The 11,263-nt window shown below is 36.3% G+C and carries 11 protein-coding genes; all 11 read left to right on the top strand.

Annotated elements, in window-relative coordinates; genetic code table 11:
* The first annotated feature begins 227 nt into the window (after positions 1-227).
* A complete protein-coding gene (locus tag HPY74_07715) occupies positions 228-1,295 on the top strand; it encodes a DUF2961 domain-containing protein (protein ID NSW90551.1) in 1,068 nt (355 codons plus the stop codon).
* 372 nt (positions 1,296-1,667) lie between these two features.
* Positions 1,668-1,895: an AbrB/MazE/SpoVT family DNA-binding domain-containing protein gene (locus tag HPY74_07710; GenBank protein ID NSW90550.1), complete on the top strand. Its 228-nt coding sequence runs from the start codon at positions 1,668-1,670 to the stop codon at positions 1,893-1,895.
* Between the two features lie 3 nt (positions 1,896-1,898).
* Entirely contained in the window at positions 1,899-2,297 is a 399-nt protein-coding gene (locus tag HPY74_07705) for a type II toxin-antitoxin system VapC family toxin (protein NSW90549.1), read from the top strand.
* 132 nt (positions 2,298-2,429) lie between these two features.
* The gene (locus HPY74_07700) at positions 2,430-3,050 is read left to right on the top strand and encodes an ECF transporter S component (GenBank protein NSW90548.1); all 621 of its coding nucleotides are present in this window, start codon (positions 2,430-2,432) and stop codon (positions 3,048-3,050) included.
* 59 nt (positions 3,051-3,109) lie between these two features.
* A complete protein-coding gene (locus HPY74_07695; GenBank protein NSW90547.1) occupies positions 3,110-4,009 on the top strand; it encodes an AraC family transcriptional regulator in 900 nt (299 codons plus the stop codon).
* A 164-nt stretch (positions 4,010-4,173) separates the two neighbouring features.
* A complete protein-coding gene (locus HPY74_07690; GenBank protein ID NSW90546.1) occupies positions 4,174-5,232 on the top strand; it encodes a Gfo/Idh/MocA family oxidoreductase in 1,059 nt (352 codons plus the stop codon).
* 20 nt (positions 5,233-5,252) lie between these two features.
* Complete coding sequence (locus HPY74_07685; protein ID NSW90545.1) at positions 5,253-6,077, top strand: sugar phosphate isomerase/epimerase; 825 nt, start codon at positions 5,253-5,255, stop codon at positions 6,075-6,077.
* Positions 6,078-6,394: 317 nt separating this feature from the next.
* Positions 6,395-7,954 carry a spore germination protein gene (locus tag HPY74_07680; GenBank protein NSW90544.1) on the top strand — a complete coding sequence of 520 codons (1,560 nt, stop codon included), beginning with the start codon at positions 6,395-6,397 and terminating at the stop codon, positions 7,952-7,954.
* Positions 7,955-7,992: 38 nt separating this feature from the next.
* Positions 7,993-9,114 carry a GerAB/ArcD/ProY family transporter gene (locus HPY74_07675; protein NSW90543.1) on the top strand — a complete coding sequence of 374 codons (1,122 nt, stop codon included), beginning with the start codon at positions 7,993-7,995 and terminating at the stop codon, positions 9,112-9,114.
* Entirely contained in the window at positions 9,104-10,312 is a 1,209-nt protein-coding gene (locus HPY74_07670; protein ID NSW90542.1) for a Ger(x)C family spore germination protein, read from the top strand. Before HPY74_07675 ends, HPY74_07670 begins: the two co-directional genes overlap by 11 nt.
* A gap of 151 nt (positions 10,313-10,463) precedes the next feature.
* Positions 10,464-11,201: an MBL fold metallo-hydrolase gene (locus HPY74_07665; GenBank protein ID NSW90541.1), complete on the top strand. Its 738-nt coding sequence runs from the start codon at positions 10,464-10,466 to the stop codon at positions 11,199-11,201.
* Positions 11,202-11,263: the final 62 nt, after the last annotated feature.

Here is an 11,263-nt window from a genome sequence, read left to right as displayed (position 1 = left end):
AAGGGGAGAAGAGTACAGTTGATAATACGTGCTATGGTATAATGGTATGCAGCAATATAGGACATACTATTTACAAGGCATGTTATATTTATGCAAAATAGTAGGATAAATCAGAGTAAAGAATAAGGCAATGAAGAGCAGAATGAAGATGGCTTCAAAGATCAAGGATCAAGGCATATTCCACGGAGCAATAAAGCATGTATAAATTAATTCACAGGAGGGTTTTTATGTATAACAATCAATGGAATTCACTAATTACAGCAAAATCATTTCGGACGAAGAGAATAAGCAGTTATGATGTGACCGGCGGAAATAATGATGCATGGCGTATACAGCCGGGTGAGACAAAGGTAATTGCAAGTCTGAAAGGTCCAGGGATTATCAGCCATATCTGGGTTACTATATGGAGCCGATATGGTGAAAATGACCCAAGAGTATGTGACCCGTTAACATTAAGAAAAGTACTGATACGAGTTTACTGGGATGATGAAGAAAATCCTTCCATCTACTCGCCAATAGGAGATTTCTTCGGCCTAGGGCATTCAAGGGCCTATACTTATCAATGTGCTGCCTTCAGTACTTCATGCAATACCGGTATAGAAGGGAAATTAAGTTCCAGGGTTGCTATGAACTGCTGGCTTCCAATGCCATTTATAAAAAGTGCACGTGTAGAAATCATTAATGAACAGATAATACCTATAACAATGTATTTTTACATTGACTATCAAGAACATAATTTATTACCTGAGGATGTTGTTTATCTCCATGCCAGGTGGAGGAGGGAGAACCCCTGTAAGGCTTCGGAGGGCAAAGACAAGGGAATTAACTTGAGTGACACTAACAATTACTTGATTCTTGAGGCGGAAGGCAGGGGTCATTATATAGGTACAAATATGAGTATTAATAACCTCCAGGGTGGCTGGTGGGGAGAAGGTGATGATATGATATTTATAGATCGGGATGGAGAAAGAGTATGGCCCCCCGATATGCATGGTACGGGAAGTGAAGATTACTTTTGTCACGCCTGGGGAATGCAAAAAGTAGCTCACCTGTATTGTGGCCAGCCATGGTGTGAAATTGATGACAGAGATGCGCATATCGGTAAAGGGAAAGTATGTGTATACCGCTATCACATTGTTGATCCGATCATCTTCCAAAAAAACATAAGGGTTAGCATAGAGCACGGGCATGCCAATGACCGTAGTGATGACTGGAGTTCTGTAGCTTACTGGTATCAGGATGAACCTCACAAAGAGTTTTCTCCCATGCTGCCTGTAGATGAGAGATTGCCCTAAACCAAATTATATTTCGTTGGTAAATTCCTGGAAGGTATATGGCAAGTATGACTAAAGCTGCCAGAGACTCTAAAACATGCAGGCATGCTTTAGAATCTCTGACAGCTGGTGTGGCTTTTAATTCCTGCATACCATCCCAAGAAATCAGCCCTCATCTGTGCTCCTATCCATTCCCTATTGGATATTCCTTTTAGGCATGATAGGTTTTATGGACATAGTTTTACACTCCCCTTTACAAAAAAATTACTACGAAAATGGTATAACTCCTTCCAAGGCCTAAAAAATGGGAACTCAAATATTAAATAATTGACAAATGAAAATATATGGTATATACTATAGTATATACCAACGTAAAAAGAAAGGTTGATATTTATGGACAAGGCAAAACTATTTATAAATGGTAGGAGCCAGGCTGTCCGACTACCTAAGGAATATCGTTTTAAAGGCTCCGAAATATATATAAAAAAGTTTGGTGACATTGTACTATTAATTCCAAAAGATTCTGAATGGAAAGTTATGGAGAAAAGTTTGGATTATTTTACTGGAGATTATTTAAGTGATAGGAACCAACCCGAAATTGACCAAAGAGATGATATTTAAGACATGAAGTATATGCTGGACACCAATATTTGTATCTATATAATTAGGCAAAAACCTATTAAAGTGTTGAATAAATTTAATAGTCTTAAAACAGGTAACATTTGTATATCAACTATTACTCTTGCTGAACTTGTATATGGAGTTGAAAAGAGTGAATTTACTGAAAAAAACCGACTTGCACTGGCAGGTTTTACTACTCCATTAGAGATTCTACCTTTTACTGAAAAAGCAGCTTTCGTATATGGAAAGTTGCGTGCTGATTTGGAGAAACAGGGTAAAGTAATAGGTGCATATGATTTGATGATAGGGGCTCATGCACTTTGTGAAGGACTTACTTTGGTTACAAATAATATTGGGGAGTTTGAAAGGATTCCTGGATTAAATCTTGAGAACTGGGTTTAACTTAAGTGCCAAAGCGAATTTGCTTGACAAACAATTTCCAATTTTGTAATATTAAAATTAGTTGATTTGCAAATACATGAGACTAAGTATATAAAATGTTAATTACCAATTTTAAAAGTGAGGTGAAGTTATATGGAAAATATATCAACAAAAAAGATAGTATTAAATGGAGTAATGATAGCCCTGGTATTTTTAGCCACGTTTTTCACACGTATTCCAGGACCAGTCCCACCAGGTTATATTAATTTCGGTGATGCAGTTATAATAGTTACGGCGGTATTATTAGGGAAGAACAGTGGTTTTCTTGCCGGTGCCCTTGGCTCTGCTCTAGCTGATATTGTTGCACCCGGCGGGGTGATTTTTGCACCAATAACCTTTATAGTAAAAGGTCTTGAGGGATACTTTGTAGGGAGAATAGCCCATTATAAGCGTGAAGACATCAAAGCAAATGAAGAAGGTAATATGGAATATAAAACTGAAACGGGCATGGAACAAAGTTTATTACATAACAAGAGTGCAGGAAAATACGAAATCAGGAAAGTTATAGCTATAATAATAGGTACTTTAATAATGGTTGCAGGTTATTTTATTGCTGAACTTTCTGTTTTAAAGTTGGTTGATCCAACCTTCGGCTATACAGCTGCTATTACGGAATTGCCTTTTAATCTTATTCAAGGCGGGGTTAGTGCAGTATTAGGTTATGTACTCTCTACGCTGTTACAGAAGGCAGGTGTAGAAAGGCTGTTGGAATAGGGCTTTGTGACATAAATTAGTAAAGCGTAAAACTATGGGTGAAGGTACAGGTTATTTCTATGATAAAGGAGAGGACAGGCGGCAATACGTTTCATTTTGACAGGACATTTTATAATGAGCCTCAAATATATGATTTTATAACCCTGTATCAAATTGGAGACTTGTATTGCCGTGGAGGGTATTCTATAGGTGAACACAAGCAGTATTGCTATGAAATAAGCTATATTGTTTCAGGTAAAGGTTATTATTCCAGCAATGAAAATAAGTACCCTGTTAAAGCGGGGGATATATACCTTAATATGCCTGGCGAACTCCATAATGGATTGGCAGACCTTGTAGATCCATTTAGGTATTTTTATGTAGGATTTACCTTCAATAATGATAATAGAGACCAAAGCCCCTTTACACATATCCAAAAAATGTTTTACCAGGTAAAATGTCCTGTTGTACAGGATAAGTTTGATATTAAAACTCCATTTTTAAATATATTCCATGAACTGATTAACCTGAAAGAGTATTCTTCTTTAATGATCAAAATATGCCTTCACCAGTTGATATTATTAACATATCGAAATTTTTTCGAGCAATGGGAAAAAGAATATATTCCCCATAAAGATGCTTCAAACTACAGAAATATTGTCTACGAGGTAGTTAATTATATTGACAATAATCTATTTAAAATAAAAGAATTGACGCAAATTGCAAATGAACTGGGATACAGTTATTCATATCTTTCTCATATCTTTTCAAGGGAAACGGGACTTAGTATTCAGGAATACTATAATCAAAAGCGGTTTGAGAAAGCAGGCGAACTATTGAAAAACGGAAACTTAAGTGTTACTGAAATAGCAGAAATGCTTCAATACCAATCAATAAATTCTTTTAGTAAAGCTTTCAGGAAGAATATAGGCATATCTCCATCGGAATATCAGGCTTTATATAGCAAGAATAAGTCATAGGATAGAACAAGCCGCAAAATAGCAAAATATAAACAGTAAAAAAGCATAAGACAACAAAGACAATTATATCAATATTTGATAATATATAAGCATATCAATAGAAGTATATCAATAACTAATAATAAGCAAATGTTTACCATGATAATTTACAGGGAGGTATAAGGATGAACAAAATAAAGGTTGGAATTGTAGGTACTGGAGGTATTAGCAATCTACATATGGTAGGGTATAGAAACCTGGACAATGTTGAAGTCTATGCAGTATGCGATATAAACAAAGAAAGGGCCGAAGCATTTGCTCAAAAATATGCTATTCCCCATGTTTTTTCGGACTATAATGAAATGCTTAAATTGAAAGAGCTTGATGCAATAAGTGTTTGCACATGGAATAATGGGCATGCCCCTGTTTCAATAGCAGCCTTGAATGCAGGAAAGCACGTACTTTGCGAAAAACCCCTGGCTATGAATACAAAAGAAGCTCTGGAAATACAGCGCGCAGCAAGAGAAGGCGGCAAAATTCTTATGGTTGGATTTGTAAGAAGATTTGGTCAGAATACGGCTATATTAAAAGAATTTATTGATAAAGGCTATCTTGGAGATATATACTATGCCAAAACGGGGTGTATAAGAAGGTGCGGCAATCCTGGCGGATGGTTCTCAGATAAAAAGAAGTCGGGAGGAGGACCTTTAATTGACCTGGGTGTCCATATGATAGACCTTGTAAGGTTTTTAATGGGTAAACCCAAGGCTGTGTCGGTCTATGGAGCAACTTTTGATGGTATTGGTCCAAGAAGCCATATCAAAGCATTAAATAGATACAAACCCATGGATTATGATGAATTCTGTGATGTGGAAGATTTGGCAACTGCAATGATAAGGTTTGAAAATGGAGCAGTTTTGTATGTTGAAACCAGTTTCAGCCAAAATATAAAAGACGATTTTCTGTTTTTGGACCTTTACGGTACTAAGTCCGGGGCTATGATGGAGCCAAAACTGGAAATTTACTCTGAACTTGAAGGGTACCTGGTTGATATCACTCCCAGGTATAGTGCTGAATCCGATGTATTTACTGCTAATTTCAAGAGGGAGGTTGCCCATTTCATAGACTGTGTACAGGGTAAAGTAGAATGTTTGAATCCTGTAGAGGATGGGGTCGAAATTATGAAAATCCTAGATGCCATATATGAATCGGCAGCTACTCACCGGGAAGTAATACTTAAGTAATATTAGAGGGGAGTTTTTTTATGAAATTTGGTGTAAGTGCATGGAGTGCGCAAAAACTTCTTTTTAGCAAAAAAATTAGTTTGCGTAGATTTATAGGCTTTTGTGAGGAAAAGGGAGTAGATGGTATTGAACTTCTAGACTGTTTTTGGACAGATGAAGAAACACTCTTGGAAATAAAGAAGTATCTTGATGAAATAAAAATACCTGTATCATGTTATTCAATAGGAAATGATTTTGTACAGAAGAAACTTGAAGACAGGGAAAAACAGGTTGAATATGTTAAAAAGGGGATTGATACTGCGGTAATGCTGCAAACTGAAAATCTAAGAATATTTAGCGGCAGTTCAAAAGAAGGCATTGTTTATGAACAGGGAAAAGCATGGATTATTGATTCCCTAAAAGAATGCGCTTCTTATGCAGAAGAAAAAGGAATTACAATGGTATTGGAGAACCACGGTTTGTTTGCAGGGAAGAGCATACAAGTGAAAGAGATAATAGAAACAGTTGGCTCCCATGCACTGAAGGCTAACACAGATACCGGCAATTTCTTATTAGTGGGAGAAAAACCTTTTGATGCGGTCAAGAATTTAATAAACCATATTGGTTTTGTACATTTTAAAGATTTCAAAAAAGTAGAGGACGGCAAAGAAGTTTATACTTCCATTGACGGTTCTAAATACCAGGGGACAATTATAGGTGAAGGGGAAGTACCCTTAAAAGATATAGTAGATTTCCTTTACGATAATGGATATACGGGATACCTTTCAATTGAGTATGAGGGCATAGGAGATCCATTAAAAGAAACTGCACAAAGTATTGAGTTTGTGAAGAGCTTGTTAAGATAGATAAAAGCTTTTATTCATAGTATTGATATTTTCTGTATAGTCTCTTCTTTTTTTGCGCAAGTTAATTACGAGGTGATATATTATCTATACCTTATATACGTTAAATAAAGTATTTGATACTCTCCTCGATTTTAAACTATGGCTGGGTGCATTTTTTGCCTTTATTATCCCTTTTGGAATTTCTTTGATATTTAAATGGATTAGGGGACAAATCCGGACGAAAGAGTAAATTAACCTACCACATAAACAGTATTATTTATTTCTCTCCTGCACATAATAAAAATGCAGGAAAGAGAGGAATAAACATGTTTAAGTGGATGAAAAATGAAGATAAAAAGGATAGTAATAATAAAAATATAAATATTAATTTGGATAATAATATGCCTGTTACTCGGGATTTACATTCTAATCTTAAAACAATTGAGGAAGCGTTAAGTTACAGTCCTGACCTGGTTATACGGATGTTAAAGCCGGAAAATTTAGAATTTAGAGCAGCGGTAATGTATATTGAAGGCTTAGCTGACCGTAATACTGTGCAGGAAAATATAATAAAACCCTTGTTAAAGGAATTTTGTGAAGGAAAGGCAAAAGAAAAGGATAATGGTAGTAACACTGGAAAAGCAGTTTCAATTGAAAAAAGAATAAGAAATTCTGTAATTACCATAAGCGATCTTAAAGAAGCGAATACATTAAATGAATGCATCTCTGAAGTGCTTGCCGGGGATACTGTACTATTGATTGAAAATATTGATAAAGCGTTGATTATGAAAACCCCGGGTTGGTCAACTAGAAATCTTGAGGAACCTATGACTGAAGCAGCTGTAATCGGACCAAGGGATGGATTTGTTGAAACCTTTCAAGACAATATTACAATGATTCGGCGGCGTATTAAGGACCCAAATTTTTCATTAATAAAACTAAAATTAGGCCGTCGCACAAGGACTGATTTAGCTGTAGCATATATAAGAGGAATTGCCAACCAGGATATTGTGAAAGAAGTGCTGCGTAGAATAGGAGAGATTGATGTTGATCAGATTATTGCAGCAGGGACGGTGGCACAATTTATAGAAGACAACTTTTTATCCCCTTTTCCGCAGGTACAATATACCGAGCGACCGGATAAAGCAGTTTCTGCAATACTGGAAGGCCGTATTGTTATAATAGTGGATAATACTTCCTTTGTCCTTATTCTACCTGCCAGTTTACCCATGTTTATGCAGACAGTTGAAGATTACTATGAACGCTGGATATATAGCTCGTTAATTCGTGCTTTGAGATACTTGGTAATTATGATTTCATTATTTCTCCCTGGTGTTTATGTTGCTCTAATATCCTACCACCAGGGGTTAATACCGACAAAGCTTGCTATTTTTATAGCTGCCACCAGGGAAGGCGTTCCTATTCCTTCACTAATAGAGGCGATTTTAATGGAAGTAACGTTGGAGATTTTAAGGGAAGCGGGTATTCGTTTGCCTAAAACCATCGGACAGACGGTAGGAATTGTAGGCGGCTTGGTTATCGGGGAAGCGGCAGTGAGGGCAGGGCTTGTCAGCCCTGTTTATGTAATTGTTGTAGCTCTTACGGGAATTGCCTCATTTTCAATGGCTCAATATCCGCTGGGTATCCCTCTGCGCATTCTGCGTTTCGTTATTATATTCGCAGCAGGATTTCTGGGTTTGTATGGCGTTATGCTTTTTTTTATCATGCTTACCGTGCATCTTGTGAAACTAAAAAGCTTCGGGGTTAATTATTTAGCTCCGCTTATTCCATATAGGCCTGGTGATTGGAAAGACTTTGTCCTCCGCCTACCTGTTATGAACATGAAAAAACGCCCCCAGATGCTGAAGACAGAGGATAAGACAAGGCAGAGGAATTAAATGGGTTAAAAAGTAGGATAAAAACTTAGAAGGGTAAGGTGAAGACTATAATAAATAATCCAAAGGATAAAATTTCAACTGGACAGGCAGCAGTTGCCGTATCATCAATAATAATTGGTGCTGGAATACTTGTTATGACAAGGCCGGCAGTAGAAATTGTGAATGCTCCGGATGTATGGCTATCTGTGCTTCTAGCAGGAGTATTTTCAATTATTTTAGGTATTATATCGGTAAAACTTAGCCAGAGGTTCCCGGAGAAAACCTTTTTTCAGTATAATAAAATTATTGTAGGAAAGTTTTTTGGATGGATTCTTAGTATGATAACAATAATATTCTATGTTATAGTGGCAGGGTTTGAAGCTCGTATGTTAGCTGAACTTGTACGTACGTACCTGCTACTGCGGACACCTATGGAAGTAATCATAATAACTTTTATTTGTGTAGGGACCTATTTAACAGTTGGAGGAATAAACCCGATTGTACGTGCTTTTGAACTATATTTATCCATTATTGTATTTATATTTTTTAGTATCCTTTTGCTAGGACTTCAATATTTCGAACTAGATAACTTACGCCCTGTGCTTGGAAAGGGTGTGCTGCCTGTAATAAAAGGCATGAAGGCAACTCTATTGAGCTACATCGGTTTTGAGATTATAATGATACTGACTGCCTTTATGAAGGAGCCTCACAAGGCTGTTAAAGCGGTCGTAATTGGTACAGGAATCCCGGTCTTAATTTACGTTGTTATTTCAATAATAGTAATAGGTGTCCTAACTGTAGACGAAGTAAAGACACTTACATGGCCTCTGGCGTCATTAGTCAATTCTATAGAGTATCCAGGTGGATTCGTTGAAAACTTTCAGATTTTTTTTCTTATAATATGGGTACTGGCAATATATACAACATACGTAGCATCCCATTATGTGGCAAGCTTGGGTATGTGCCAGGTTTTTAACAAGGAATTTGGTACTTTTGTGTATGCCTTAAATCCGTTAATATATATTATCGCTCTCCTTCCCCAAAACTTAAAGGAAACTTTCAGTCTGGGAGACCTGATAGGCTATTTGGGATTAATAGTAGCGGGTATTATGCCCTCATTATTGTATGTAATTGCTTTTGTAAGAAAGAAAGGATGGGGCAAAAAAGAGAATGAAACGTAGACTTTTATTAATAATAATTCTTTTTATTTTTATGCTGTTTGTTTCAACTGGATGCTGGGACAGGATTGAAATTGAGGAAATACTAATTATTGTAGGTCTTGCGATTGACTGTTCGGAAAATGACAATTCTATCATCATAACCCAACATTATGTTATACCTGAAGGGGTAGAAGGAGGTGAAAAAGTAACCTCCACGCAAAAAACTCCCTATGCTAATACATCAGTGGAGGGAACTAGTGTTGTTGAGATTTTTGAAAAATTTAAAAATATTAAAAGCCGCAGACCCAATTATGAGCATCTTAAAGTTATTATAATAAGCGATAAGGTGGTACAGTCCTATAATTTGTATAAGTTACTTAATGCTATTTTACGCCATCCTGAAATACCCAGGAATACTAATATACTCATTTCTGAAGGAGAAGCCCGCCTTTTTTTTGAGATAGCACCAAATCTTGAAGACATACCTGCTTTTAATATAATGATGCTTTCAAGTAATACTAAATACAAACCAGGGATGCCGCCTACACAAAAATTAGGAGATATATCGGAAAAAATGGCGGGAAGTAAAAGTTTTACCATTCAGCGGATAGCAATGCGCAATGGTATACAATCGCCGCGCGATATTATTGTAACCGAAACAACAGCCGGTAAAGGTGATATATTTGAGGTTAGAGGTGCTGCTGTTATAAAAGGGGACACGTATATGTTGGCTGGATGGCTGGATGAAAAAGAAACATATGGATTAAACTGGATATCAGGAAAAGTGGAAAGCGGTATTGTAAAAATAGAGGATAAGGATACTGGACAGACTATTGTCTACGAGATTCATAATGTTAATACTAAAATCAGACCTAAGGTGTTGGGAAACAATATCTCATTTACAGTAGAAAGTAAAATAGAGGGAACTATAGCTGAAGATTGGGTAATGACAAGTAATGCTTTCGAGGATGGATTTATAGAAAAGGTAGAGCTTGCTGCTGAAAAAGAAGTAAAAGGCATAATGGAAAAAACAATAAACAAGATACAGAAAGAATTAAAGGCAGATGTAGCAGGTTTTGGCAAGCAACTCCATATCAAATACCCTGCAGTTTGGGAAGAGGTAAAGGATAATTGGGAGGAGATTTTCAGTAAAGCAACTGTAGATATAAATGTTAAACCATATGTGAGAGATTTTGGAAGAAAGAGCTCATACAAGTGAAATTCCATTATATAATGAGTATATGAAATATATATATTGTGTTGACTGCAATATTAACATTAGTATAAAATTAGTATAAAACAAGTTTAAGTAAAAAGTAATTCGATAAATAAAAGAATTTAGAAAACCAAAGAAAGGAAGATAGCTTATTATGAAGTTAACCGTGCTTGGAAATTATGGCCCTTTTCCGGCTGCAGGTGGTGCATGTTCCGGATACCTTGTACAAGAAGGAGAAAATAATATTCTTATTGATTGTGGAAGCGGGGTATTGAGCAATCTCCAGAAGGCAATAAGAATAGAAGATATAGATGCGGTAATACTTACCCACCTTCATAATGACCATATGTCTGATATGCTAATCTTGCAATATGCTGTTGATCTGAAAAACAAAAGGGAAAATATGAATAAAATTATAACTGTATACGCACCTTCTGACCCATTGGACATATATAACAGGCTAGATATAGAAAATATATTTGATTTAAACCCCATAACTAAAGACATGGTTTTAAATTTCGGGAATTTGAGGTTTACCTTTGCCGAGATGAAACACCCTGTTAAAAATTTTGCAATATCAATTGAGAACAAGGGAAAACGATTTGTCTATTCAGGGGATACGGCATGGTGCGATAGTATTTTAGATTTTTCTAAAAACGCTGATTTGCTGATGTTGGACGCAGGCCTTTTATCAGAAGATAAAAAAGATGAAAATGTTGCCCACCTTACAGCTAAGGAATGCGGAATAATAGCAAAAATAGCAGGAGTAAAGCATCTATTATTGACGCATTTATGGCCTGGATATAAACCTGAAGATTTACTTGACGAGGCAAAAGAGAACTTTCGTAATGTTAAATTAACCACGCCCTTTGAAGAATATGAGCTTCGGTAAGTTTTCAACGTCTTAAAAATAATACCTGCAATTTGTTGCCCCAAATAGCATACATCAACATA

It is taken from the genome of Bacillota bacterium (assembly GCA_013314855.1).
In the GTDB taxonomy this organism is placed as follows: Bacteria; Bacillota; Clostridia; order Acetivibrionales; family DUMC01; genus Ch48.
Note: the sequence above shows the minus strand (reverse complement) of the source record. Positions and strands in the feature narration are given on the sequence as shown.

Excerpts from the sequence above, each read along its gene's own strand:
- HPY74_07715 (NSW90551.1), top strand. The coding sequence starts at position 228 with ATGTATAACAATCAATGGAATTCACTAATTACAGCAAAATCATTTCGG.
- HPY74_07710 (NSW90550.1), top strand. The coding sequence starts at position 1,668 with ATGGACAAGGCAAAACTATTTATAAATGGTAGGAGCCAGGCTGTCCGA.
- HPY74_07705 (NSW90549.1), top strand. The coding sequence starts at position 1,899 with ATGAAGTATATGCTGGACACCAATATTTGTATCTATATAATTAGGCAA.
- HPY74_07700 (NSW90548.1), top strand. The coding sequence starts at position 2,430 with ATGGAAAATATATCAACAAAAAAGATAGTATTAAATGGAGTAATGATA.
- HPY74_07695 (NSW90547.1), top strand. The coding sequence starts at position 3,110 with ATGATAAAGGAGAGGACAGGCGGCAATACGTTTCATTTTGACAGGACA.
- HPY74_07690 (NSW90546.1), top strand. The coding sequence starts at position 4,174 with ATGAACAAAATAAAGGTTGGAATTGTAGGTACTGGAGGTATTAGCAAT.
- HPY74_07685 (NSW90545.1), top strand. The coding sequence starts at position 5,253 with ATGAAATTTGGTGTAAGTGCATGGAGTGCGCAAAAACTTCTTTTTAGC.
- HPY74_07680 (NSW90544.1), top strand. The coding sequence starts at position 6,395 with ATGAAAAATGAAGATAAAAAGGATAGTAATAATAAAAATATAAATATT.
- HPY74_07670 (NSW90542.1), top strand. The coding sequence starts at position 9,104 with ATGAAACGTAGACTTTTATTAATAATAATTCTTTTTATTTTTATGCTG.
- HPY74_07665 (NSW90541.1), top strand. The coding sequence starts at position 10,464 with ATGAAGTTAACCGTGCTTGGAAATTATGGCCCTTTTCCGGCTGCAGGT.